Source organism: Ligilactobacillus sp. (genome assembly GCF_036846325.1).
Taxonomy (GTDB): Bacteria; Bacillota; Bacilli; order Lactobacillales; family Lactobacillaceae; genus Ligilactobacillus.
Window position 1 is genome coordinate 1 of record NZ_DAIUCE010000131.1, and the last position, 3,861, is coordinate 3,861.

General features: G+C 51.6%; 4 protein-coding genes. 2 read left to right on the plus strand and 2 right to left on the minus strand.

Features of this window, described 5'->3' with window-relative positions; translation table 11 throughout:
* Window positions 1-3: 3 nt before the first annotated feature.
* Both V7Z60_RS09190 and V7Z60_RS09195 read right to left on the minus strand, forming a co-directional pair.
* Window positions 4-1,347 carry a PFL family protein gene (locus V7Z60_RS09190; protein ID WP_334117519.1) on the minus strand — a complete coding sequence of 448 codons (1,344 nt, stop codon included), beginning with the start codon at window positions 1,345-1,347 and terminating at the stop codon, window positions 4-6.
* 11 nt (window positions 1,348-1,358) lie between these two features.
* Window positions 1,359-1,628, minus strand: a complete 270-nt coding sequence (locus V7Z60_RS09195; protein WP_334117520.1) for an ACT domain-containing protein — start codon at window positions 1,626-1,628, stop codon at window positions 1,359-1,361.
* A gap of 254 nt (window positions 1,629-1,882) precedes the next feature.
* Here V7Z60_RS09195 and V7Z60_RS09200 point away from each other — a divergent pair, with 254 nt between their 5' ends.
* Together V7Z60_RS09200 and V7Z60_RS09205 are read left to right on the plus strand one after the other, a co-directional pair.
* Window positions 1,883-3,253, plus strand: coding sequence for an MFS transporter (locus tag V7Z60_RS09200; protein WP_334117521.1), 1,371 nt, complete (start codon window positions 1,883-1,885; stop codon window positions 3,251-3,253).
* Between the two features lie 26 nt (window positions 3,254-3,279).
* Window positions 3,280-3,696: a MarR family winged helix-turn-helix transcriptional regulator gene (locus V7Z60_RS09205; RefSeq protein WP_334117522.1), complete on the plus strand. Its 417-nt coding sequence runs from the start codon at window positions 3,280-3,282 to the stop codon at window positions 3,694-3,696.
* Window positions 3,697-3,861: the final 165 nt, after the last annotated feature.

Genomic DNA, 3,861 nt, shown 5'->3' on the forward strand with positions numbered 1-3,861 from the left:
ATGCTAATTCTTGAAACTGTGAATCGGAGCCGGAATCAGTCCGCCGCGATGAATCATGTCGGCAGAACTTGCCGGATTGACGCCCATGATCGGCGCATGTCCGAGGAGACCGCCGAATTCAACGGTGTCACCGACCTTCTTGCCGGGAACCGGAATGACGCGGACGGCGGTCGTCTTGTTGTTGATCATGCCGATTGCCGCCTCATCTGCAATCATGGCACTGATTGTTTCAGCCGGCGTGTCGCCGGGAACGGCAATCATGTCAAGTCCGACCGAGCAAACCGCCGTCATGGCTTCAAGCTTGGAAAGCGTCAGCGTGCCGGCATTGACAGCGTCGATCATCCCGGCATCTTCGGAAACGGGAATGAAGGCACCCGACAAGCCTCCGACGTGGCTGCAGGCCATGATGCCACCCTTCTTGACGGCATCGTTGAGCATGGCAAGAGCTGCCGTCGTGCCGTGAGTGCCGACCTGCTCAAGGCCAATTTCCTCAAGAACCTGCGCAACGGAGTCACCGACGGCAGGCGTTGGCGCAAGCGACAGGTCGACGATGCCGAACGGAACACCGAGACGTTCTGATGCAACGGATCCGACCATCTGACCCATGCGCGTGACTTTGAATGCCGTCTGCTTGATTGTTTCGGCAACAACGTCCATGGAAGCACCCTTGACTTTTTCAAGCGCCTTCTTGACGACACCGGGGCCGGAAACGCCGACGTTGATGACGGTATCAGGTTCGGAAACGCCGCAGAAACCGCCGGCCATGAACGGGTTGTCTTCAACGGCATTGCAGAAGATGACCATCTTGGCATTCGTCATGAAGTCAAGCTCTGAAGCCTTCTTGACGGCCTGCCCCATTTCGGCAACGGCGTCCATGTTGATGCCGCTTCTCGTCGAGCCGACATTGACCGAAGCACAGACAAGATCGGTCTGCGCCAAAGCTTCCGGAATCGATTTGATCAAAGTCCTGTCGCCGTTTTGATATCCCTTCTGAACAAGCGCAGAATAGCCGCCGATGAAATCGATGCCGAGCGTATGAGCTGCCTTGTCAAGCGTCAGGGCATACTTGACGTAATCCTGATCGTGCGAGGCAGCGGCAATCAAGGAAATCGGCGTTACCGTAACGCGCTTGTTGATGATTGGAATTCCGTACTCTTCCTGAATCTGTTCGCCGACTTTGACCAGATTCCTGGCCTTGGTCGTGATTTTGTCGTAAATCTTCCTGCAGGCCTTGTCGCTGTCCGAATCGATGCAGTCAAGTAATGAGATTCCCATCGTGATCGTACGCACGTCAAGATTCTCGTCAGAAATCATGTGAATCGTTTCTAAAATCTTTTCGCTTTCCATATTCTCCCCCATTAAAGCTGATGCATCGCACGATAGATTTCTTCGTTGCGAATGCGGATCTCAACGCCGAGCTTTTGACCAAGATCTGCGAGTTCCTGTGCCAGAACGCCGAATTCCTTTTCGTTTTCCGGCACGTCTACCATCATCATCATTGTAAAGTAGCCATCCATGATCGTCTGTGACAGATCCAGAATGTTAACCTTGTTTTCTGCCAGATATTGACTTACGCCTGCGATAATTCCGACTTGATCTTCACCGACAGTGGTCAAAATTGCTTTCATCTTCTCTGCACCTCGTTCTTTATATTAAACCTGTTAGTTTTAATAAAAGTATAGCGCATAACTAATAATTTCGCAAAACATTTCGAAATTATTCGTGTTTTTTGTGAAAATGCAGAGCTGTCATGCTGCTTGTTCCGCAGATACCGAATTATGCAGCTCTGCATTTTTCAAAAAGAGGGGGGTTGCAATTACATTCAAATGCATGTAATATATATATGCAAATGCATGTAATCAGAAAAGAGGACATTTACAAAATGGAAAACATTTCAAAGACAATCAATCCGAGAATCCGTGCCACAATCACGGTCATTCTGCTGCTGTCGACATTCGTCAGTCTTGCCAGCCAGACCATGATGCTCACGGCTCTGCCGGTCATTCAAAAGGAGATGCACGTCTCCCTCACGCTCGTCCAGTGGCTCACGACGGGCTACACCCTGATCATCGGGGTCGTCACCCCGCTCTCGTCGAACATGTACGAGAAGTTCCGCAACCGTTCCGTGTTCCTCGGCACAATCGGAACCTTCATCGCAGGCACAATCATCGGCTGCTTTGCGACGAACTTCTGGACCCTGCTTCTTGCGCGCCTGGTTCAGGCCTGTGCCGGCGGCATCCTGATGTCGTTTCAGATGACGACCATGGTCTCCATCTATCCGATGGAAAAACGCGGTACAATCATGGGAATGTCCGGTCTTGTCATCGCATTCGGACCGGCAATCGGACCGACGCTCTCCGGACTCATCGTCAATACGCTGGGCTGGCGCTATATCTTCATCCTGGTTCTTCCGCTGATGGTTCTGGTATTTCTTGTCGGTCTGGCAACTTTCCCCAACTTCAAGGAACCGCGTGACCTCAAGATTGACATTCTGTCCGTCCTGCTGTCTCTTTCAGGCGCCGCACTGACGCTTGCCAGCCTGACCTTCTTCCAGACAAGCGTTGCCCAGGGTGCCGCAATGCTTGTCATCGGTCTCTTCATCCTGACCATGTTCGTCAGAAGACAGCTCAAGCTTGAAGAACCGATGCTCAAGGTCCGCATTATCGGGAATCCCACCTTCCGCAGAATGACGATTGTCGGCATCTTCGCCTTCATGATCCTGCTTGGAACGGAACAGATGATTCCGCTCTTCGCGCAGAATGAATCCCATGTCAGCTCAACCGTGTCAGGAATGATCATGCTTCCCGGAGCAATTGCAAATGCATTTTCCGCAGCAATCGTCGGACGCCTGTACGACCGCTTCGGGCCAAAGTACCTGGTCACGACGGGCGGCATCCTGATGATTGTCGCATCGCTTCCGCTGGTCATGCTCAAGCCGGATACTCCGCTCTGGATCGTAACGGTCGCATACATGCTGAGGATGATCGGCAATGCCCTTGTCTTCTCTCCGGCAATGTCAGAATCCTTCATTGAACTTGACCAGTCGGAGATAAGTCACGCCACTGCCCTGAACAATTCCATCAGGCAGGCATTCGGTGCCACGTCAATCACCATCATGATCGTCGTTTCAGGCATTCCTTCCTCATTTGTGACCGGATTCCATGCTGCAATGTGGGTTACCGTGCTGTTTGCAGTGCTTCTGCTTACAACGTTTGGAATCTACTGGCGCCATTCTCCCAGGAAAAATGCATAGCTTCATGTTTTTAAAAGAGGTAGAAAATGAGATATAGCATCGAAAAATGGTGTTCCATCTTCAATCGCAAGATCCGAAACGAACTCAACCGGCGCTGCAGCAAGTACGGTCTGCACGAGGCAAACTTCGCCTATCTGATCACCATCAGTGAACGTCCCGGCATAAGTCAGGACTATCTGATTCAGAAGCTTCACCGTGAACAGAGCATCGTGACGAAGAACATCAATCATCTTGTCGCAGGCGGATGGCTTGAAAAGAGAGTGTCAAGCACGGACCGGCGCAAGAACGAGCTGTTCCTTACAGAAAAGGGGGCGGAGATTCTCCCCGTGCTGAGGCAGATAGCAGACGAGGTCAGCAGGGAAAGCGTGACCGGACTGACCGAAGAAGAGGCTGAAACACTGGGAACTCTGCTCAAGAAAGCAGCCGAAACATACAACGTATAGATTAATCTGAACCAGAAGGCTTAGTGCCGGACAAAGTCAAGTTGCGACGACTGACCTTGTCCGGCATTTTCTCGTTTTTGATGCATGGGCTGCCAAATGCAGTGCTGCGCATCGCCTGCTCAATCAGGCAAGGTGTGAGAAGCAGCGGTTATGAGCCGTAAGCTA